The sequence below is a fragment of the Streptomyces sp. NPDC048383 genome (genome assembly GCF_040651775.1).
Classification (GTDB): Bacteria; Actinomycetota; Actinomycetes; order Streptomycetales; family Streptomycetaceae; genus Streptomyces.
The window spans coordinates 1-19,247 of sequence record NZ_JBEZKS010000008.1 but is presented as its reverse complement, the minus strand read 5'-3'; the positions used below and the strand labels follow the sequence as shown (position 1 = coordinate 19,247).

Sequence of the window (19,247 nt, the reverse complement as noted above, 5' to 3'; positions counted from 1 at the left end):
CCACACGGCCCCGACCCGCTCGTTCCGGGCAAATCCCGTGCCCCACAAGCGGATTCCGGCCACCCGGGGGTTGCCCGGAACCCGCCCCGCGTGCCATATATGTCTAGACCTTTACGGCGACCACGAGGACGCCCCGACCGCGGAGGCCGGCCTTGCGACGCACCGCTCCTTCGCGCCCCCGTCCGGCGGCGCTCGCCCGCTGTCTGGCCCTCGCGGCGCTGACGGCGTTGACGGCCTGCGCGAGCGGCGACACCGAGCCCCCGCGCGCGCCCGCCGGGCTCACCGCCCAGGCCGGCAGCGCCACCTCCGTGCACGTGATGTGGGCGGCGGCGGCGCCCGCCGACGGCGTGACCGGGTACCAGGTGTTCCAGGCCGGGCAGCTGGTCCGTGACCTCCCCGCCGAGAAGACCATGGTCGACATCACCGACCTCGCCCCGCGGACGCCCTACGACTTCACCGTCCGGGCGCGCGACGCCGCCGGCAACCGCTCCCCCCTCAGCGCCCCCGCCCGCGCCACCACCCCGGCCGCCCGGGCCGAGGACCGGCAACCGCCCACCGCCCCGCCCACCGGCACCGGCAGCGCCCTGGGCCCCCGTACGGTCCGCCTCGTGTGGGCGGCGGCCGCCGACGACACCGGCGTCACCGCCTACGACATCCACCAGGGCGACGTGCGGATCCACACGGTCGGCCCCGGCGAGACCTCCACCACCCTCGAAGGGCTCCAGCCCGGCACCGCCTACTCCTTCACCGTCCGCGCCCGGGACGGCGCCGACAACTCTTCCCCCGACGGACCCCCCGTCTCCGTGACCACCCCCGCCGACCCGGCCCAGGGCCCCGGCACCGCCCCCGCCGCGTTCACCGCGACGGCCTCGCCCGGCGCCGTCGACCTGTCCTGGACCGCCCCCGACACCGGGCGGGCGACCACCGAGTACCAGCTCTACGTCAACGGACAGCCCGTCACCGTCATCCAGTTCGGCGCGGGCGCGAAGCCCGGCGGCCCGGCCACGCACCGCCTCACGGCCACCGAGCCGCCCGGTACCGCCTGGACCCTGAAACTCCGGGCCCGACTGCCCGACGGCAACTGGGGCGCCTTCTCCGCGGAGCGGCGCGTCGTCCTCGCGGGCTGACGCGAGCGAGTCGTTCCGGCCGGCCGAACGAACCGAACGGCACTGCCACGAAAGAAGATCGCGCACAATACAACCGTGTTCGGTGAGTACTCGGTCAACGACAATCAGGCAGACTCCGCAGGCGGGGGCCCTGCGCCGGACTCTGGCGCCGTGCCGGGAAATCTGCCGCCGGAAACGGCGAGCTTCGTCGGCCGGGACGGTGAACTCGCCGCACTCGGAGCACTGCTCGGCGATCGCAGGCTGGTCACCCTGACCGGGGTGGGCGGCGTCGGCAAGTCCCGCCTCGCCCTGCAGGCCGCCGCCGACCGGGGCCAGGCCCGCCCCGACGGGGTCTGGTGGGTGGAGCTCTCCCCCCTGCGCGACCCGCAACTGCTCACCACCACCGTCGCCCACGCCGTCGGCCTGGCCGACCACTGCGCCCACTCCCTCGACGAGGAACTGTGCGCGTGGATGGCCGACAAGGAACTCCTGCTCGTCCTCGACACCTGCGAACACCTGGTCCCCGCCGTCCGCCACCTGGTGGCCGAACTCCTCCAATCGGCGCCCGGGTTGACGGTCCTGACCACCTCACGGGAGCGACTGGACTCCCCCGGCGAGACCGTCGTCGACGTACGACCGCTGTCCTGCGAGGGACCCGACAGCGACGCCCTCGCCCTCTTCCGGGCCCGCGCCACGGCCACCGGCGCGCGAGTCGCCGAGATCTTCGAGGACCCCGACCGGACCGAGATCGCCACCGAGGTGTGCCGCCGGCTGGACGGGATCCCGCTCGCTCTGGAGCTCGCCGGGGCCCGGATGCGGCGGTGGTCGCTGGAACAGGTGGCGCAGCGGTTGGGGGCGCGCTTCGACCTGCTCACCGACACCCGCGCCGCGCTGCTGCCCCGGCACCGGACCATGCGCACCGCCATCGGCTGGAGCCACGAGCTGTGCGAGCCCGTGGAACGGCTGCTGTGGGCCCGACTGTCGGTGTTCACCGGGGACTTCGACGTGGCGGCCGCCCGGGCCGTGTGCGCAGGCGGCCCGTTGGCCGCGGCCCGGGTGGAGCGCGTCCTGGACGGCCTGGTCGCGAAGTCCGTCGTACGGCGCTCCCCCGAGCGTGGCGCGGGGGCCCGCTACCGGATGTTGGACACCATCCGCGAGTTCGGCCACGACTGGCTGGCCGAGCTGGGCGAGGTACGGACCGTCACGGACCGGCACGCCCACTGGTACGCGGCCCTCTCCCAGGCCGCCGAACGGGGCTGGATGGGCCCCGGCCAGGTCGACTGGTACCGCAGGGTGACCGCCGAGCACGCACAACTGCGCACGGCCCTGGACCACCTGCTCGGCGCGGATCCCGGCGCCGCACTGGAGATGTCCGGGGCCCTGTGGTTCTTCTGGTTCGCGTGCGGACACGTCCACGAGGGCCGGGACTTCCTGGAACGCGCCCTGGACGGCGGACCGCCGGGCGGTCCCGGTCACGTCCAGGCCCTTTGGGCGCTCGGGCTGACGGCCCTGCTCCAGGGCGACATGGCCCTCGCCCAGGACCTCGGCGCGCGCTGCACCCGGGAGGCGCACGCGCTCGCCGACCCGGAGCGGGAACTGCGCGCCGCCTACCTGCGGGCGGTGTCGGTCCTGATGCCGGGCGACCCGCAGGCGGCGCTCGTCCTGGCCGGCCCCCGGGCGCGGGCGGGCCGTGGGGGACGCGCCGACGGGACGGGTTGGCTGCTGTGCCGGCTGGCCACCGGCTACGCCCTGTGCGACCTCGGGCGCTTCGAGGAGGCCGCCGACGAGGCGCGCGAACTGCGGGAGGCGTGCGCGGAGCTCGGCGAACGATGGCTCCGGGCCTACGCGGATTACATCCTGGCCGTGTCGGCGCTGGGACTCGGCCACCACGGCGAGGCCGCCCGCTGGGTACGGTCCATGCTGTCGGGCAAGCGGCTGCTGGGCGACCGCTTCGGCATCGCGCTGGGCCTGGACGTCCTCGCGGCGGCGGTGGCGGCCCTGGGCGACGGAGAACTGGCCGCACGACTGCTCGGCACCGGGCACGCCTGGTGGCGCACGGTGGGCAGGCCGCAGATGGGCGGGGCGCCCTCGCTCACGGCCCTGCGGGACCGGGGCGAGCGGCAGGCCCGCGCGGCGATCGGGGACGCGGCGTACGAGAGCGCGTTCCTCGGCGGCACGGCGGCGCCCACCGGCTGACCGGCAGCCGGTGAGCGGCCTGACTCGGGGGCTCCCGTCAGTACGGGAGGGGTCTGCCCGACGGGGTACGCAGATCCAGGTCTCGGGGGGCGGGTTTGGGGACGGGCTTGCGGATCAGCTGCTGGCGCATGCTGCCTCCTCGCTCAGACCAGGGCCGGTCGACGGGGTTCCACCGTCCGGCCTTCGGGGAGCAGTTCACCGGTGTCATCGAAAAGCACCACGCCGTTGCACAGCAGGTTCCAGCCCTGTTCGGGGTGGGAGGCCACGGTACGGGCAGCGTCGTGATCGGCGCTGTCGGCGGTCGGGCAGGGGGGCTGGTGGGAGCACATTGGCGCACCTCCTCGCAGAGTGGGGCGGGAGGGCCGGTGGTCACCCGGTCGAATCCGCGATCCACGGTGGCGGTGAGTATTGCTGATCGCCACCCCCGGACGGAACCCATATTCGTGGTCCAGTTCAGGGTGTGTATGCCCGCTTACCATGCGCTCATGCCAGCTATCCGGATCATTCACCGCACACCGCTCCCGCCGGCCGAGGCCTGGCGGCGGCTCACGGACTGGGAACGGCACGGCGCACAGGTTCCGCTCACCCGGACGACCATCGAAACGGCGCCTCCGACGCACGTCGGAACGCGGTTCACGGCGCGCACGGGGGTGGGCGGGATCACCTTCGACGACCCGATGGAAGTGGTCCGCTGGCAGCCCCCCGCGCCGCCCGCCGCCGGACTGGTCCGACTGGAGAAGCGCGGGCGGGCGGTGACCGGCTGGGCGGAGATCGAAGTCCGCCCGCTCCCCTCGGGGGGTACGGAGGCGCACTGGCGCGAGGACCTGCGCGTACGGGGCCTGCCGCGCCTGTTGGACCCGCTGACGGCCGCGGCGGGCCGCGTGCTGTTCACCCGCGCGCTGACCCGTCTCCTGTCCCCCGACGGCCGTTGAGGCCGCTAGCGGATCGGCATCCCGGAGAGCGTCCGAGCGATCACCAGCCGCTGGATCTCGCTGGTGCCCTCGAAGATCGTGTAGATCGCGCTGTCCCGGTGCATCCGCTCCACCGGGTACTCGCGGGTGAAGCCGTTGCCGCCGAGGATCTGGACGGCCTGCGCGGTGACCTTCTTGCACATCTCGCTCGCGAACAGCTTGGACATCGAGCCCTCCGCCGAGGTGAACGGCTTGCCCGCGACCGCCATCCAGGACGCCCGCCACACCAGCAGCCGGGCCGCGTCGATCTGCGTGCGCATGTCGGCGAGCTGGAAGGCGACGCCCTGGTTGTCGATGATCGGACGGCCGAACTGGGTCCGGGTCCTCGCGTAGTCGAGGGCCACCTCGTACGCGGCGCGGGCCGTGCCGACGGCCATGGCGCCGACCGCGGGCCGGGAGGCCTCGAAGGTGGCCATCGCGGCGTTCTTCACCCTCTCGCCGCCCGCCGCCGCCCGCTCGCGGGCCCGCGCGAGCCGCTCGTCCAGCTTGTCCTTGCCGCCGAGCAGGCAGGAGCCCGGGATCCGGCAGTCCTCCAGGACCACTTCCGCGGTGTGCGAGGCGCGGATGCCGTGCTTCTTGAACTTCTGCCCCTGCGAGAGTCCCCGGGTGCCGGGCGGGACGATGAAGGAGGCGTGCCCCTTGGTGCCGAGTGCGGGGTCGACGACGGCCACCACGATGTGCACGTTGGCGATGCCGCCGTTGGTCGCCCAGGTCTTGGTGCCGTTCAGCACCCATTCGTCGGTGGCCCGGTCGTACACGGCGCGGGTGCGCATGGCGCCGACGTCGGAACCGGCGTCCGGCTCGGAGGAGCAGAAGGCGGCGACCTTGACGTCGTCGGGAGTGCCGTACATCTGGGGTATCCAGGTGCCGATCTGCTCCTCGGTGCCGTTGGCGACGACGCCGATGGCCGCGAGGCCGGTGCCGACGATCGACAGGGCGATGCCCGCGTCACCCCAGAAGAGCTCCTCCATCGCCATCGGGATGCCGAGGCCGGTGGGGTCGAAGAACTGCTGGGCGTAGAAGTCCAGGGAGTAGATGCCGACCTTGGCCGCCTCCTGGATGACGGGCCACGGAGTCTCTTCGCGCTCGTCCCATTCGGCGGCCGCGGGGCGGATCACGTCGGCGGCGAAGCCGTGGATCCAATCGCGCACCTGCTTCTGGTCGTCGTTGAGCTCCATGGTGAACTCCGCCATGTCCCCTCCAGCTGTCTCACGTGGCCACCAGCGAAGTTACTGCCGGTAACCAGAACAATGACCACAGTCTGTTACCGGCCGGTAAGCACTGTCAAGCGCCGCCGATTCGATCGCGACGGTGTGCGGGGTGTTACGTTGCGTGGGCGTCACGCACATCGCAAGGGCGGGGAGAGAAACACGTCATGCAGACCACTCAGCAGGCCGGCGAACCGGGAGCGGCGGACCGCCGGCGGCGGGAGCTGCTGGAAGCGGCCGACCGCGTCGTGCTCCGGGACGGCCCCAAGGCGTCCATGAACGCCATCGCGGCCGAGGCCGGCATCACGAAGCCGATCCTCTACCGACACTTCGGCGACAAGGCCGGCCTCTACCAGGCCCTCGCCGTCCGGCACACCGACGCCCTGCTGGAGTCGCTGCGGGCCGCGCTCGACGCCCCCGCCGAACGGCGCCGGCGGGTCGAGGCCACGCTCGACACCTACCTCTCCGCCATCGAGGCCCGCCCCCAGGTCTACCGCTTCCTGATGCACCCGGCCGAGGACTCGCAGAGCCCCGAGCGCGGCTTCGACGTCGGTCTGCACTCGGCCCCGCTGCTGCGCCGACTCGGCGAGGAACTGGCCCAGGTCGTCGGCGAACGGGTCGACCTCGGCCCGGGCGGCGAACGCCTGGCCCGGATCTGGGGGCACGGCATCGTCGGCATGATGCACGCGGCCGGGGACTGGTGGCTCGGCGAGCGCCCCTGCGACCGGGCGGAACTGGTCACGGGCCTCACCGACCTGCTGTGGGGCCGCCTCGCCACCGCGGGCAACCGCGCGGACGGCCCCGGGTTCTGAAGACCCGTCAGGACGTGGAGTCGGCCCCGCCGTACGCCGCCCGCGCGCCCCACGGGGTCTTGCGGATCGCCCGCCGCAGCCGCCTGGCCCGCAGCCCGGTGACCCGGTCCGCGTAGACCGTGCCGTCGAGGTGGTCGCACTCGTGCTGGAGGCAGCGGGCGAAGAACCCGGTGCCCTCGATGCGCACGGGCGACCCGTCGGAGGTGACGCCCTCGACGACCGCGCGGTCGTGGCGCACGGTTCCCGCCTCCAGCCCGGGCAGCGACAGGCAGCCCTCGGGACCGCGGTACTCGTCCCCGTCGGCGGCCACCAACCGCGGGTTGACGACGTGCCCGACGTGGCGGACGTCCTCGTCGTCCGGACAGTCGTAGACGAAGACGCGCTGCCCGACACCGACCTGGTTCGCGGCCAGGCCGACACCTTGGGCCGCGTACATCGTCGCGAACATGTCCTCGATGAGCCGGTCGAGTTCCGGGCCGAAGTCGGTGACCTCCGCGCAAGCGGAATGGAGCACCGGATCGCCCAGCAGACTCATGGCGCGGACGAGTCCGGTGGTACCTGGAAGGGGGCGCTGTCGCATGGCGGTAAGGGTACGACGGGCGAATATATGAGGAGATCCGCGGCGGCCCGGGGGCGCCGCGGTCAAGGCCGCGGCAGGTACTGGATAGGCTGGGGCCGACCGACGCTAGGAGGACAAGGGACGATGGCAGGCAACACGGAGCCGCTTTCGCCGCGGGCCAAGCTGGCCGTGACGGCGGGCAAGGCCGCGGCGGCGGTGTCGCGGGCCGCGGGACGCGGAAGCGGATCGGTAATCGGTGGCAAGGTCGCACTCAGGCTGGACCCCGATCTTCTCGGCGCGCTGGCGCAGCACCTCGACGTCGTCCTCGTGTCCGCGACGAACGGCAAGACCACGACGACCCGGCTGATCGCCGAGGCCCTGCGGGCGGCCGGTCCGGTCGTCTCCAACGCGCTGGGCGCCAACATGCCGGCGGGCATCACCTCGGCCCTGGCCGGCGGCTCGGACGCCAAGTACGGCGTCATCGAGGTCGACGAGAAGTACCTGGCCGGAGTGGCCCGGGACGTCACCCCCAAGGTGATCGCCCTGCTCAACCTCTCCCGCGACCAGCTCGACCGCGCGGCGGAGACCCGCATGCTCGCCGAGAAGTGGCGCGAGGGCCTGGAGGGCTCGAAGGCGGTCATCGTCGCGAACTGTGACGACCCGCTGATCGTGTGGTCGGCCTCCTCCTCGCAGAACGTGGTGTGGGTCGCCGCGGGCCAGGAGTGGAAGGACGACGCCTGGTCGTGCCCCTCCTGCGGCGGCGTGATGCAGCGTCCCGGCGACGACTGGTTCTGCGCCGAGTGCGGCTTCCGCCGGCCGACCCCGAGCTGGGTGCTCTCCGGCGACCACGTGCTGGACCCGCACGGTTCGGCCTGGCCGATCCACCTCCAGCTGCCGGGCCGCGCCAACAAGGCCAACGCCGCCCAGTCCGCCGCCGTGGCCGCCGTGTTCGGCGTGCCGCCGCAGGTCGCGCTGGAGCGCATGTACCAGGTGCAGGCGGTGGCAGGCCGCTACGACGTCGTCAGCTTCATGGGGCGCGAGCTGCGGCTGCTCCTCGCGAAGAACCCGGCGGGCTGGCTGGAGACGTTCTCGCTGATCGACCCGCCGCCGACCCCGGTGATCCTGTCGGTGAACGCGCGCGGCGCCGACGGCACCGACACCTCCTGGCTGTGGGACGTCGACTACCCGCGCCTGGCCGGTCACCCGATCTTCGTGATCGGCGACCGCAAGCTGGACCTGGCGGTCCGCCTGGAAGTCGCGGGCCTGGACTTCCGGGTGTGCGAGACCCTCGACGAGGCCGTGCAGCTGGCGCCGCCCGGACAGATCGAGCTGATCGCGAACTACACCGCCTTCCAGGACGTGCGCCGCCGCGTCGGCAACTAGCCCCCGTCAGAAACGCAGAGGACAAGAGCATGAGCGACAACAGCCTGCGTCTGGTGTGGGTCTACCCCGACCTGCTCAGCACGTACGGAGACCAGGGCAACGCCCTCGTCGTGGAGCGCCGGGCGCGCCAGCGCGGCCTGGACGTGCAGCGCGTGGACGTGCGCAGCGACCAGCCCATCCCCACGTCGGGCGACATCTACCTGATCGGCGGCGGTGAGGACCGGCCGCAGCGACTGGCCGCGGAGCGCCTGCTGCGCGACGGCGGCCTGGAGCGGGCCGTCTCGAACGGGGCGATCGTCTTCTCGGTGTGCGCCGGGTACCAGATCCTCGGCCAGGAGTTCGTCAACGACGTCGGTCAGCGCCAGGAGGGCCTCGGCCTGCTGGACGTGGTGACCGTGCGCGGCGAGGGCGAGCGGTGCGTCGGTGACGTGCTCGGGGACATCGACCCGCGCCTGGGCCTGCCGCAGCTGACGGGCTTCGAGAACCACCAGGGCGTCACCCACCTCGGCCCGACGGCCCGCCCGTTCGCCCGGGTGAGCATGGGCCGCGGCAACGGCACCGGCGACGGCACCGAGGGCGCGTACAACGACACCGTCTTCGGTACGTACATGCACGGCCCCGTGCTGGCCCGCAACCCGCTCATCGCGGACCTGCTGCTGAAGCTGGCCCTCGACGTGAACGCGCTGCCGGCCATGGACGACCGTTGGTACGAGGCGCTGCGCGCCGAGCGCATCGCGGCGGCCACGCAGCCCGCGTAACGCGCGGCCGCGCCGTACCGCACGCCGGGCCCGGATCCCCCCGCGGGGACCCGGGTCCGGCGTGCGTTCGTTCGTACGATTGATCGGACCAGCATGTGGAGGATGGTTCAGTCCAGCGCGGATCCGCTTGTAGGGTGACGGGTAGTTCCAACCGGACGACGTGGTCCGGTCGTCGGCCCACGTTGCAAAGGTTCCTCCTGCCATGCGCATTGGTGTGCTCACTTCCGGAGGCGACTGCCCCGGCCTCAATGCCGTCATCCGTTCCGTCGTGCACCGCGCCGTCGTCGACCACGGCGACGAGGTGATCGGCTTCCACGACGGCTGGCGCGGCCTGCTGGAGTGCGACTACAGCAAGCTCGACCTGGACGCCGTCAGCGGCATCCTGGCCCGCGGCGGCACCATCCTCGGCTCCTCCCGCGTCCAGCCCGCGCACCTGCGCGACGGTGTGGAGCGGGCCCGCGGGCACGTCCAGGACCTCGGCCTCGACGCCATCATCCCGATCGGCGGCGAGGGCACCCTGAAGGCCGCCCACCTGCTGTCGCAGGGCGGGCTGCCGATCGTCGGCGTGCCGAAGACGATCGACAACGACATCGCCTCGACCGATGTCACCTTCGGTTTCGACACGGCCGTGGGCGTCGCCACCGAGGCCCTGGACCGGCTGAAGACCACCGCCGAATCGCACCAGCGCGTGATGGTCGTCGAGGTCATGGGGCGCCACACCGGCTGGATCGCGCTGCACTCGGGCATGGCGGCCGGCGCGCACGCCATCGTGGTGCCGGAGCGGCCCTTCGACATCGACGAGCTGACGGCCATCGTCGGCGAGCGGTTCGAGGCGGGCAAGCGGTTCGCGATCGTCGTCGTCGCCGAGGGCGCCAAGCCGGCCGAGGGCTCGATGGCCCTGGAGCAGGGCGGTACGGACATCTACGGTCACGAGCGGTTCGCCGGCATCGGCAACCGGCTCGCCGTCGAACTGGAGGAGCGCCTCGGCAAGGAGGCCCGTCCGGTGATCCTGGGTCACGTCCAGCGCGGCGGCACGCCGACCGCGTACGACCGGGTGCTCGCGACCCGTTTCGGCTGGCACGCCGTCGAGGCGGCGCACCGCGGCGAGTTCGGCATGATGACCGCGCTGCGCGGTACCGAGATCCGGATGGTTCCGCTCGCCGGGGCCGTGGAGACCCTCAAGACGGTGCCCGCCGAGCGGTACGACGAGGCCCAGACCGTTCTGTGATGTTTCCCCCCTTCTGAGGGCGCCCCCGGACGCGTTCGCCTCCGGGGGCCCCATTACTGTGGTGGAGCACCACGGTCAAGGGAGTGAACAGATGGATCACAGCGGGCACGGCACGGACATGAACATGGACCTGCCGCCGTTCACTCTCGGGCGCGGGTTGGAGTTCTCCTTCGACGCCTTCTTCCTGTTCGCCTCCCTGGCCGGCCTCGCCCTCTACGCGTGGGGCGTGCTGCGGCTGCGCCGGCGCGGCGACGCCTGGCCGGTCGGTCGGACGGTCGCCTTCACCCTCGGTGTACTGACCGTGATCCTGATGATGTGCACCAAGCTGAACGACTACGGCATGGTCATGTTCAGCGTGCACATGGTCCAGCACATGGTGATCAGCATGATCACGCCGATCCTGCTGCTGCTCGGCGCCCCGGTCACGCTGGCGCTGCGCGCGCTGCCGCCCGCCGGGCGCGGTCGCAAGGGACCGCGCGAGCTGCTCCTGAAGCTGCTGCACAGCCGGTACATGCGGATCGTCACCCACCCGGCGTTCACCATCCCGATGTTCATCGCCAGCCTCTACGGGCTGTACTTCACCCCGCTCTTCGACTTCCTGATGGAGAGCCGTACCGGACACATCGCGATGATGGTGCACTTCCTCGCGGTCGGCCTGATCTTCTTCTGGCCGATCATGGGCGTGGACCCGGGCCCGCACCGCCCCGGCTACGTGATGCGGATGCTGGAACTGTTCGCGGGCATGCCCTTCCACGCCTTCTTCGGCATCGCCCTGATGATGGCCAGTGAGCCCATGATCAAGACGTACGCGAGCCCGCCGGCCTCCCTCGGCATCGACCCCCTGCTCGACCAGCAGTGGGGCGGCGGCATCGCCTGGGCCTTCAGCGAGATCCCCTCCGTACTGGTCCTGATCGCGCTGGTCTACCAGTGGTACCACTCGGAGCAGCGGGCCGCGAAGCGCTCCGACCGGGCCGCGGACCGCGACGGCGACCAGGAGCTCGCGGCGTACAACTCGTATCTCGCCTCGCTCCAAGGGCGCGGCCAGTAGCGCGGGAGCGCCCTCCCGCGCCACCATGGGGCATGACAGGATCCGTTAAGGCGATGGCCGTCACGACCTTCGCCGCCCTGGTGGCCGTTTCCGCCTATTCCGTGGTCCTCGGCAGCAACGGCTGGCTGTGGTTCGGCTGGGTGGTGCTGGGGCTCCTGACCCTCGGACTGGCCGCTTCGCGCCACGTCTGACCGATCCGCTCGGCGGGGCCCGCCCGGTGCGGGTCCGTGCCCCGCCGTACTGCGGGCTGCCCCCACCCCTCCTGCTCCGTGCCTGACTGTCCGTAGGATGGACGTGACCTTGAGGCATCGACGGGAGCTGCCCGGTGTTCTACCACTTGCTCAAGCACGTCCTGCTCGGCCCGCTGCTGCGGCTGCTGTTCCGGCCGCGGATCGAAGGACTGGAGAACATCCCCCCGGAGGGCGCCGCGATCATCGCGGGCAACCACCTCTCCTTCTCGGACCATTTCCTCATGCCCGCGATCCTCAAGCGGAGGATCACTTTCCTGGCGAAGGCCGAGTACTTCACCGGGCCGGGGATCAAGGGCCGGCTGACCGCCGCCTTCTTCCGCAGTGCCGGGCAGATCCCGGTGGACCGCTCCGGCAAGGACGCCGGCAAGGCGGCGCTGCGCGAGGGGCTGGGGGTCCTGGCCAAGGACGAGCTGCTCGGCATCTATCCCGAGGGCACGCGCTCGCACGACGGACGCCTCTACAAGGGCAAGGTCGGGGTGGCGGCGATGGCGCTCGGAGCCGGTGTGCCGGTGGTGCCCTGCGCCATGCTGGGCACCTTCGAGATCCAGCCTCCCGGCCAGAAGATCCCGAAGGTCCGGCGCGTCACGATCCGCTTCGGCGCCCCGCTGGACTTCTCCCGGTACGCCGGGATGGAGGGCGAGCGGGCGGTGCTGCGCGCCGTCACCGACGAGATCATGTACGCGATCCTCGGGCTCTCCGGTCAGGAGTACGTCGACCGGTACGCGGGCGAGGTGAAGGCCGAGGAGGAGAAGCGGAAGAAGGCCCGGCGCCCGGGGCGCTGAGCCTTCTCCCTCACCTCGCGTCAGTGCTTCCGGGGTCTCAACGGACGGCCGGGAGCTCCTCGCGCGCCGGCAGGTCCGAGCCGGCCGGCCGGTCGGCCGACTTCGCGGTGGCCGGGGCGGGCGGCACCGGGGTGGCGTGCGGGGCGCACGTCACGTCCTTGGCGTCGACCTTCCCGGTCAGCAGGTAGGTGTCGACTCGCGTGTTGACGCAGGGGTTCACCAGGCTGGTGACGCCGTGCGAACCGGCGTTCATCTCGGTGATCAGGCGCGAGCCCGCCAGCCGCTTGTGCAGCGAGACCGCGCCCTTGTACGGGGTGGCCGCGTCGCGCTCGGACTGGACGATCAGCACCGGCGGCAGACCGCGCTCGGCACCGACCTCGATCGGGGTGCTCTGCTTGGACTTCCAGGTCGCGCAGGGCAGGTTCATCCACGCGTTGGACCAGGTCAGGAACGGGTACTTCTGGTGCAGCTTGGTGTTGTCCCGGTCCCACTTGGCCCAGCTGGTGGGCCACTTGGCGTCGGCGCACTCGACGGCGGTGTAGACCGCGTTGCCGTTCTCCGAGGCCGCGTTGCCCACCGTGTCGGACATGTCCGGGGCGATCGCGTCGACCAGCGCCTGCGTGTCGCCCGCGAGGTACGCGCTCCAGGTCTGGGCGACGGGCACCCAGGAGGAGTCGTAGTAGGGGGCGCCCTGGAAGAAGCCGATCAGCTCGGCCGGGCCGACGACCCCGCCGATGGGGTTGGCCTTGGCGGTGGCGCGCAGCTCCTGGTACTTCGCCTCCACCTTGGCGCGGGTGTCCCCGATGTGGAAGACGCTGTCGTTCTTGGCGACCCAGTCCTGCCAGTCGTTCCAGCGCATCTGGAAGGCGACGTCCTGGCCCAGGTTGGCCTCGTACCAGATGTTGTCCTGGTCGGGGTCGACCACGCTGTCGACGATCATGCGGCGCACGTGGGTCGGGAACAGGGTGGCGTAGACCCCGCCCAGGTAGGTGCCGTAGGAGACGCCGAGGAAGTTCAGCTTCGGCTCACCGAGGGCGGCCCGGATGACGTCCAGGTCGCGCGCGGTGTTGGGGGTGGTCATGTGCGGCAGCATCTCGCCGCTGCGCTCCTTGCAGCCGTCCGCGTACTCGGCGGCGAGCTTGCGCTGGGCGCGCTTGTCGGCCTCGTTGGACGGGACCGGGTCGGCCTTGGGGGCCTTGACGAACTCCTGCGGGTCGACGCAGGAGATCGGCGCGGAGTGACCCACGCCGCGGGGGTCGAAGCCGACGAAGTCGTAGGCCTTCGAGGTGTTCACCCACAGCGGGCTCTTGGTGGTGACCCGGCGCGGGAAGCGCATGCCGGAACCGCCGGGGCCGCCCGGGTTGTAGACGAGGGCGCCTTGGCGCTCCTCCTTGGTCCCGGTGCTGACGGCGCGGTCGACCGCGAGGTCGATGGTCTTGCCGAAGGGCTTGGTGTAGTCGAGCGGGACCTTGACCCAGCCGCACTGGATCGGCTTCTCGAAGCCCCAGTCGGCCGGACAGTCCTTCCAGTCGATGCCGGTCCGCGCGGCGCGCGCGGCGGCGATCCGTACCCCGACCGCCTCGGCGGATCCGTTGTCACGGCCGGCCGGAGCCGCCGTGGCGGGCGTCGCGAGCAACAGGCCTGCGGCCAGTGCGCCGGTGACGAGTGTGGCGGCGCTCCCCAGCGCCGCGGTACGTATCACGTGGTTGGTCCCCTTGCGTAGGTGCCGCCGTGGGCGGCGGGTCGGTCTGCCTCGATCTTGGGGTGCAAGGGGATCCTGCTGCCTGTCGCGTACCCGGCGACAGTGCCCGGGCCGGTTCTTTGCCAACCCGATAACCGGAGAGGGCAGTACCGCTGACCGGTGCCGGGTAGCGTCGTGGGCCGAATCGAGGCTCCGTCACCACCCGTACGAGCGCAGGGCGGCGTCCAGGAGTTCGCGCAGTCGCAGCGCGTCGGGGGCCAGGGCCGTCACCAGTACGGCCGGGCCGGCGAGCGGGGTGGCCGCCGCGAACTCCCCCAGGACCGCGGCGGGCGGCGGCGCCGCGGCGAACGCCGGGTCCACCACGAGGAGCTGACCGAGCGCGCGGTGTCCGGCGAGTCCCGCCGGACCGTCCCAGCCGCCGGGGGCGCCGGGGCCGCAGGTGGTGTCCTGGTCGAGCAGGGGCCGGCCGTCCCGGGTGACGGTGAGCCGGCTGCGCAGCAGACCGGGGTCCTCGCCGCTGCGACCCAGTACCTGTTCCTCCCGCAGCACCAGCCGGGCGGCCGGCGCCAGTTCGGCCCGGGTGCGCACGCGCAGGTCGCTGCCGCGCACGGAGACCAGCTGCTCCGGGAGCCAGCGCACGGCCGCGTCCCCGGCGAGGGTCAGCCGTACGTCGTACCGCGCGGGTTCGCCGCCGCGGCCGGGCAGGGCCAGGGTGGCCGCCGCCGAGCGCAGGGCGAGGCGCGCGCCGGGTCCCGCCGCCGCCTCGACCGTGAGGTGGTCGCCGCCGAGGGGGGCGCTCATCGCGCCGACCAGCATCACCTCCGCTTCGCCGCCGCCCCCGACGCGGCGCAGGGCGAGCGGCCCCTCCCCGGCCAGCAGGGGCAGGGCGGTGCCGCCGCGTCCGTCGGCGACGGCCTCGATGCGGGCGGTGGCCCACAGACCGGTGGCGGGCGGGGCGGCGGGGGGCGCCGGGCCGAGGGTGACGGAGGCCGCGGGCGTCACCGTACGGTCCAGGCGGCGATCCGCTCGCGGACCCAGGCGGCCACCGGGGCCACGCCCTCCGGGCCGCGCAGGGACTGGAAGGTGACGGGCAGGTCGCCGCGCTGCTCGGCGGCGTCGCGGGCCATCCGGCCGAGGTCGGAGCCGACGTGCGGGGCGAGGTCGGTCTTGTTGACGACCAGCAGATCGGCGGTGGTGACGCCGGGGCCGCCCTTGCGGGGGATGTCGTCGCCGCCGGCCACGTCGATGACGAAGATCTGGGCGTCGACCAGGCCCCGGGAGAAGGTGGCGGTGAGGTTGTCCCCACCGGATTCGACGAGGATCAGGTCGAGGGGGCCGCTGTGCAGGAAGGCCTCCTCCAGTTCCTCGACGGCCTCCAGGTTGGCGGAGATGTCGTCGCGGATCGCGGTGTGCGGGCAGGCCCCGGTCTCGACGGCGGCGATCCGCTCGGGCGGCAGGACGGCCTCGCGGAGCAGGAACTCGGCGTCCTCCCGCGTGTAGATGTCGTTGGTGACGACGGCCATGGACAGTTCGGTGCGCAGGCTGCGGCAGAGGGCGGCTACGGTCGCGGTCTTCCCGGAGCCGACGGGCCCGCCGAGGCCGATCCGCAGGGCCCGCCGGCTGCCGTCGGCGCGCACCGGGGCGGCGCTGTGGGTGTGCCGGTGGCTGTGGGTGAGTTCGTGGTCGAGGTGCACGGGGTGACTCCTTCGAAGTGGTCAGGAAGCGAAGAGGCGTACGGGCCAGGCGGCATGGGCCTCGGCGGCGATGTCCAGAAGGACCGAGGATGCCGCGGGCAGTGCCCCCGTTCCCCCGGTGCGGGCCGTCAGGGCGGCTTCGGCCGCCCGCGCGGCGACGTCGTCCAGCTCGCCGGCCAGCCCGGCCAGCACCCCGCTCGCCTCGAAGGGGTCCAGGCCCAGCAGCCGTACCGTGGCGGTGGCGGGCCCGCTGACGCTCTCGTACGCCGCCACGTGCGCGGCCTCCAGCGGTCCGAGCCCGGCGGCCCGGGCGGTGACGCCCAGCACCACCGGCTGGTGCGCCCCGCGCGGGAAGGCCGCGGCCAGCGCCTCCAGTTCGGGGTGCGGCCAGGTGGCGCGGGCGGCCCGCAGCAGTTGCCGTCCCAGACGCCGCGCGGCGGTGCGCAGCGCGGGCGAGGGGGTCCGCGCGTCGGCGGCCTCGTCGAGTGCGGCGGCGTCGAGGCCGAGGGCCGCTGCGGCGGCGAGGCCGGCCGAGGTGAGACCGGCGGTGTGCAGCCGGCCCCGGCAGAACGCGGCCAGGGTGGCGGCGTCGTGGATGCGCCCGGCCTTGCAGGCCGCCTCCGCCCCGCCGGAGTGCGCGTGCCCTCCGGCGGGGAAGCGGCCGTCCGCGAGGACGAGCAGTGCGGCGAGGCTCATCCGTTGGGCTCCCGCGTCGTGGTGTGTCGTCCCATCAGAAGAGGAAGTAACGCTGGGCCATGGGCAGTTCCCGGGCGGGCGCGGGTTCCACGACCTCGCCGTCGATGGAGACGGTGAAGGTGTCGGCGTCGACCTCCACCCTCGGCATGGCGTCGTTGTTGCGCATGTCGGCCTTGCCGACCTTGCGGGTGTTCTCGATCGCCGCGAACTCCTTCCCGAGGCCCAGCCGTTCGGCCAGCCCGTCGTCGAGGGCGACCTGGGAGGTGAAGTTGAGGGAGTTCAGCGCGGGCGCCCTGCCGTGGCCGCCGAACATGGGCCGGGGCAGGACGGGCTGGGGCGTGGGGATCGAGGCGTTGGCGTCGCCCATCTGGGCGTGGGCGATCTGGCCGCCCTTGATGACGACATCGGGCTTGACGCCGAAGAAGGCCGGGTCCCACAGCACGAGGTCGGCGAGCTTGCCGGGTTCGACGGAGCCGACGTCGCGGGACAGGCCTTGGGCGACGGCCGGGTTGATCGTGTACTTGGCGACGTAGCGGCGGGCCCGGTGGTTGTCGGCGGGGCCGTCGCCGGGCAGGAACCCGCGACGCTTCTTCATCACGTGGGCGGTCTGCCAGGTGCGCATGACCACTTCGCCGACCCGGCCCATGGCCTGGGAGTCGGAGGAGATGATGGAAATGGCTCCGAGGTCGTGCAGGACGTCCTCGGCGGCGATGGTCGAAGGTCTGATCCGCGATTCGGCGAAGGCGAGGTCCTCGGGAACGGCCGGGTTGAGGTGGTGGCAGACCATCAGCATGTCGAGGTGTTCCTCCACGGTGTTGACGGTGTGCGGCCGGGTCGGATTGGTGGAGCTGGGCAGGATGTTCGGCTCGGAGACGACGGTGATGATGTCGGGAGCGTGCCCGCCTCCCGCGCCCTCGGTGTGGTACGAGTGGATGGACCGGCCGGCGATGGCGGCGAGGGTGTCGGCGACGAATCCGGCCTCGTTGAGGGTGTCGGTGTGGATCGCGACCTGGGCGCCGGTGTCCTCGCAGACGTTCAGGCAGGCGTCGATGACGGCGGGGGTGGCCCCCCAGTCCTCGTGGATCTTGAATCCGAGTGCTCCGCCGCGCAGTTGGGAGTACATGCCCTCGCGGGACATGGTGTTGCCCTTGCCGAGCAGGCCGATGTTGACGGGATGGGCCTCCAGCGCGGCGAACATCCGGGCGAGGTGCCAGGGGCCGGGCGTCACCGTGGTGGCCTTGGAGCCCTCGGCGGGGCCGGTGCCGCCGCCGACGAGAGTGGTGATCCCGGAGGCGAGGGCCTCGTCGATGACGGTCGGGGAGATGAAGTGCACGTGCGCGTCGATGGCGCCGGCGGTGACGATCCTCCCGTTGCCCGCGATGATCTCGGTCTCGGGGCCGATCACCAGGGCGGGGTCCACCCCGTCCATGGTGTCGGGGTTGCCGGCCTTGCCGAGGGCGCGGATGCGGCCGTCCCGGATGCCGATGTCGGCCTTGACGATGCCCCAGTGGTCGAGGACGACCACGCCCGTGATCACCGTGTCGGGGGCTCCCTCGGCGCGGGTGGTGCGGGCCTGGCCCATGGACTCGCGGATGACCTTGCCGCCGCCGAAGACGGCTTCGTCGCCGGAGCGGGCGGGACCGCCGCTGAGGTCCTGTTCGATCTCCACGAAGAGGTCGGTGTCGGCGAGCCGGATCCGGTCGCCCGCCGTCGGCCCGAAGAGGCGCGCGTACACCTGGCGCGAGAGCTCAGCCATCGAGCGGCCCTCCGGTCTCGCCGCGCAGTCCGGGGACCTGCCGGAGGCCGCCGATCGGTACGAGTTCCACGGCGACCGGGATGCCCGGCTCGAAGCGGACGGCGGTGCCGGCGGCGATGTTGAGGCGCAGTCCGTGCGCGGCCCCACGGTCGAAGTCGAGGCCGGGGTTGGCCTCGGCGAAGTGGTAGTGCGAGCCGACCTGGACGGGTCGGTCGGCGGCGTTGAGTACGGTGATGCGGGTGACGGGCCGACCTTCGTTGAGGCGCACCGGACCGTCCCCGTAGGCGATTTCCCCCGGGATCATGCGGCACTCCCCCTCAGACGATCGGATCGTGGACGGTGACGAGCTTGGTGCCGTCCGGGAAGGTCGCCTCGACCTGGACGTCGTGGATCATCTCGGGGATGCCCTCCATGACCTCGTCGCGCCGCAGGACGGTCCGGCCGGACGTCATGAGCTCGGCCACGGTCCGTCCGTCGCGGGCCCCTTCGAGGAGGTGCGAGGTGATGAGCGCGATCGCCTCGGGGTGGTTCAGCCGGAGGCCGCGCGCCCTCCGCTTCTCGGCCACGTCGGCAGCGACGTGGATGAGGAGTCTCTCTTGTTCATGTGGTGTCAGTCGCACACGTATCACCAAGCTTCCAGGACATGATCAACATCGCGCCGGGGATGACCGTAGCCGCCTTCAACGCTTCGTTGACCTGCGCATATCCGCGCCAAGCAGGACTTGCCCAACGCGGGGGGAGGCTTTCCTCGCCCATCACCGTCGCTTTGCCGCACCATGGGTGATCTTTGACGGAACGCCACGGGTTCGACGGTAGGGCGCGCACTTTTCCACCGCGTTAACGCACGTTTCGGTGAGGCACCCGATTCGACGCGGGAGGCTCCCCGGGCCGGCTTCCGTATACGGGCCGGCGGCGCGGGACACGGGGAGGGTCAGCCCTCGACCCGGTCCGGCGCGTCGGACGCGGCGCGGGCGGGGGCGGCCCCCCCCCGGGGGGGGGGGGGGGCCCCGGGGGGGCCCCCCCCCCGGCCCCCCCCGGGCCCCGGGCGCCCGGGGGGCGGGGGGCGGGGGTGGAACCCGGGGTTGGGCCGGCCGCGG

Annotated in this window: 20 protein-coding genes; 10 read left to right on the top strand and 10 right to left on the bottom strand. The window is 72.5% G+C overall.

Annotated features, from left to right (window positions below; all coding sequences use genetic code 11):
* Nucleotides 1-152 precede the first annotated feature (152 nt).
* The gene (locus AB0D46_RS08165; protein ID WP_362876469.1) at nucleotides 153-1,127 is read left to right on the top strand and encodes a fibronectin type III domain-containing protein; all 975 of its coding nucleotides are present in this window, start codon (nucleotides 153-155) and stop codon (nucleotides 1,125-1,127) included.
* Between the two features lie 150 nt (nucleotides 1,128-1,277).
* Nucleotides 1,278-3,302: an NB-ARC domain-containing protein gene (locus AB0D46_RS08160; protein ID WP_362876468.1), complete on the top strand. Its 2,025-nt coding sequence runs from the start codon at nucleotides 1,278-1,280 to the stop codon at nucleotides 3,300-3,302.
* 143 nt (nucleotides 3,303-3,445) lie between these two features.
* On the opposite strand, the gene AB0D46_RS08155 is transcribed toward AB0D46_RS08160, so the two are convergent.
* Nucleotides 3,446-3,631, bottom strand: a complete 186-nt coding sequence (locus AB0D46_RS08155) for a DUF5999 family protein (protein ID WP_362876467.1) — start codon at nucleotides 3,629-3,631, stop codon at nucleotides 3,446-3,448.
* A gap of 156 nt (nucleotides 3,632-3,787) precedes the next feature.
* Between AB0D46_RS08155 and AB0D46_RS08150 the strand changes: the two genes are divergently transcribed.
* Nucleotides 3,788-4,234, top strand: coding sequence for an SRPBCC family protein (locus tag AB0D46_RS08150; protein ID WP_362876466.1), 447 nt, complete (start codon nucleotides 3,788-3,790; stop codon nucleotides 4,232-4,234).
* A 5-nt stretch (nucleotides 4,235-4,239) separates the two neighbouring features.
* Here the strand turns inward: AB0D46_RS08150 and AB0D46_RS08145 are convergent, their stop codons facing one another.
* The gene (locus AB0D46_RS08145) at nucleotides 4,240-5,466 is read right to left on the bottom strand and encodes an acyl-CoA dehydrogenase family protein (protein WP_362876465.1); all 1,227 of its coding nucleotides are present in this window, start codon (nucleotides 5,464-5,466) and stop codon (nucleotides 4,240-4,242) included.
* A gap of 182 nt (nucleotides 5,467-5,648) precedes the next feature.
* On the opposite strand from AB0D46_RS08145, the gene AB0D46_RS08140 reads away from it, so the two are divergent.
* Nucleotides 5,649-6,293 carry a TetR family transcriptional regulator gene (locus AB0D46_RS08140; protein ID WP_362876464.1) on the top strand — a complete coding sequence of 215 codons (645 nt, stop codon included), beginning with the start codon at nucleotides 5,649-5,651 and terminating at the stop codon, nucleotides 6,291-6,293.
* Between the two features lie 7 nt (nucleotides 6,294-6,300).
* Here AB0D46_RS08140 and def read toward each other — a convergent pair whose 3' ends face one another.
* Nucleotides 6,301-6,873 carry a peptide deformylase gene (def, locus tag AB0D46_RS08135; protein WP_362876463.1) on the bottom strand — a complete coding sequence of 191 codons (573 nt, stop codon included), beginning with the start codon at nucleotides 6,871-6,873 and terminating at the stop codon, nucleotides 6,301-6,303.
* A gap of 123 nt (nucleotides 6,874-6,996) precedes the next feature.
* Between def and AB0D46_RS08130 the strand changes: the two genes are divergently transcribed.
* From AB0D46_RS08130 to AB0D46_RS08105, 6 genes are all read left to right on the top strand, one after another.
* Entirely contained in the window at nucleotides 6,997-8,235 is a 1,239-nt protein-coding gene (locus tag AB0D46_RS08130; RefSeq protein WP_362876462.1) for a MurT ligase domain-containing protein, read from the top strand.
* A gap of 29 nt (nucleotides 8,236-8,264) precedes the next feature.
* A complete protein-coding gene (locus tag AB0D46_RS08125; protein WP_362876461.1) occupies nucleotides 8,265-8,993 on the top strand; it encodes a glutamine amidotransferase in 729 nt (242 codons plus the stop codon).
* Between the two features lie 202 nt (nucleotides 8,994-9,195).
* The gene (locus AB0D46_RS08120; RefSeq protein ID WP_362876460.1) at nucleotides 9,196-10,221 is read left to right on the top strand and encodes a 6-phosphofructokinase; all 1,026 of its coding nucleotides are present in this window, start codon (nucleotides 9,196-9,198) and stop codon (nucleotides 10,219-10,221) included.
* 91 nt (nucleotides 10,222-10,312) lie between these two features.
* Nucleotides 10,313-11,269, top strand: coding sequence for a cytochrome c oxidase assembly protein (locus AB0D46_RS08115; RefSeq protein WP_362876459.1), 957 nt, complete (start codon nucleotides 10,313-10,315; stop codon nucleotides 11,267-11,269).
* Nucleotides 11,270-11,301: 32 nt separating this feature from the next.
* The gene (locus AB0D46_RS08110) at nucleotides 11,302-11,460 is read left to right on the top strand and encodes a hypothetical protein (RefSeq protein ID WP_362876458.1); all 159 of its coding nucleotides are present in this window, start codon (nucleotides 11,302-11,304) and stop codon (nucleotides 11,458-11,460) included.
* A 134-nt stretch (nucleotides 11,461-11,594) separates the two neighbouring features.
* Nucleotides 11,595-12,302 carry a lysophospholipid acyltransferase family protein gene (locus AB0D46_RS08105; protein WP_362876457.1) on the top strand — a complete coding sequence of 236 codons (708 nt, stop codon included), beginning with the start codon at nucleotides 11,595-11,597 and terminating at the stop codon, nucleotides 12,300-12,302.
* A gap of 37 nt (nucleotides 12,303-12,339) precedes the next feature.
* On the opposite strand, the gene AB0D46_RS08100 is transcribed toward AB0D46_RS08105, so the two are convergent.
* The 7 genes from AB0D46_RS08100 to AB0D46_RS08070 form a co-directional block, all read right to left on the bottom strand.
* On the bottom strand, nucleotides 12,340-14,004 hold the full coding sequence (locus AB0D46_RS08100) for an alpha/beta hydrolase (protein WP_362876456.1): 1,665 nt from the start codon (nucleotides 14,002-14,004) through the stop codon (nucleotides 12,340-12,342).
* 195 nt (nucleotides 14,005-14,199) lie between these two features.
* A complete protein-coding gene (locus tag AB0D46_RS08095) occupies nucleotides 14,200-15,006 on the bottom strand; it encodes an urease accessory protein UreD (protein ID WP_362876455.1) in 807 nt (268 codons plus the stop codon).
* Entirely contained in the window at nucleotides 15,003-15,698 is a 696-nt protein-coding gene (gene ureG, locus AB0D46_RS08090) for an urease accessory protein UreG (RefSeq protein WP_362876454.1), read from the bottom strand. Before ureG ends, AB0D46_RS08095 begins: the two co-directional genes overlap by 4 nt.
* A 21-nt stretch (nucleotides 15,699-15,719) precedes the next feature.
* Nucleotides 15,720-16,394: an urease accessory UreF family protein gene (locus AB0D46_RS08085; protein WP_362876453.1), complete on the bottom strand. Its 675-nt coding sequence runs from the start codon at nucleotides 16,392-16,394 to the stop codon at nucleotides 15,720-15,722.
* Nucleotides 16,395-16,428: 34 nt separating this feature from the next.
* Nucleotides 16,429-18,150 (bottom strand): urease subunit alpha, encoded by a 1,722-nt coding sequence (locus tag AB0D46_RS08080; RefSeq protein ID WP_362876452.1) that lies wholly within the window; start codon nucleotides 18,148-18,150, stop codon nucleotides 16,429-16,431.
* A complete protein-coding gene (locus tag AB0D46_RS08075) occupies nucleotides 18,143-18,454 on the bottom strand; it encodes an urease subunit beta (protein ID WP_362876451.1) in 312 nt (103 codons plus the stop codon). The genes AB0D46_RS08080 and AB0D46_RS08075 overlap by 8 nt, the downstream gene beginning before the upstream one ends.
* Nucleotides 18,455-18,467: 13 nt before the next feature.
* Entirely contained in the window at nucleotides 18,468-18,770 is a 303-nt protein-coding gene (locus tag AB0D46_RS08070; protein WP_362876450.1) for an urease subunit gamma, read from the bottom strand.
* Between the last annotated feature and the right edge of the window lie 477 nt (nucleotides 18,771-19,247).